This is a genomic window from Chitinophaga sp. RCC_12 (genome assembly GCF_041360695.1).
Lineage (GTDB): Bacteria > Bacteroidota > Bacteroidia > Chitinophagales > Chitinophagaceae > Chitinophaga.
The window spans coordinates 1-539 of record NZ_JBFUPS010000033.1 but is presented as its reverse complement, the minus strand read 5'-3'; the positions used below and the strand labels follow the sequence as shown (position 1 = coordinate 539).

Here is a 539-nt window from a genome sequence, read left to right as displayed (position 1 = left end):
ATACGGCGCTAATAATCCGCCGCTCACTTACACCATTGCCGGATTTGTAAACAGTGAAAACAGCAGTGTGGTGAATGGTACACCGGGACTCAGCACCAGTGCTGATAACAGCAGTGTGCCGGGGGTATATCCTATTACTGTGAATGTAACTCCGCTGACAGCGGCCAATTACATCTTTACACCGGTGAATGGTACCTTAACCGTTGGACTTACCTCGCAGGCTATCACCTTCCCGGCTATCACTAACAAAACATACGGTGATGCGGCATTTACACTCAGCGCCACCAGCAGCAGTACGTTAGCGGTGAGCTACAGCGTGGTAAGCGGTCCGGCTACCATCAGCGGCAACACCGTTACCATTACCGGCGCGGGCAGTGTAACCATTGCGGCCGATCAGGCAGGCAATGGCAACTACTCACCGGCCACGCAGGCAACACAAACATTCAGTGTTGCCAAAGCCACACTAACGGTAACGGCTAATGATAAAAACAGGGCGTACAAACAAACTAATCCAACACCGGATTATACCATCACCGGTT

At 51.6% G+C, this 539-nt stretch carries 1 protein-coding gene; it reads left to right on the top strand.

Features of this window, described 5'->3' with window-relative positions; translation table 11 throughout:
* A partial coding sequence (locus AB6805_RS32470) for an MBG domain-containing protein (protein ID WP_370913580.1) occupies positions 1–539 on the top strand: 539 nt, incomplete at both ends.